The sequence below is a fragment of the Serratia sp. BW106 genome (assembly GCF_002607755.1).
Lineage (GTDB): Bacteria > Pseudomonadota > Gammaproteobacteria > Enterobacterales > Enterobacteriaceae > Serratia > Serratia proteamaculans.
In genome coordinates this window covers 1-201 of sequence record NZ_MCGS01000026.1, presented here as the reverse complement: position 1 = coordinate 201, position 201 = coordinate 1, and positions in this window count along the sequence as shown.

Sequence of the window (201 nt, the reverse complement as noted above, 5' to 3'; positions counted from 1 at the left end):
CGGCTCTTCCTGATTAGGCCGCAACTTCTTTTCCTGCTATCTATTAGCCCGTAACGCCCGCCGCAGTCTCACGTCAGGAGCGTAGCGACCGAGTGAGCGAGGAGGCGTCATTTCACCGCCACCTGTATTTCGCACTTACGCCCCGCCGCAGCATTTTTCTCCTATAACATGAAGCACTTTCCTGAATCACAACTTCGATTT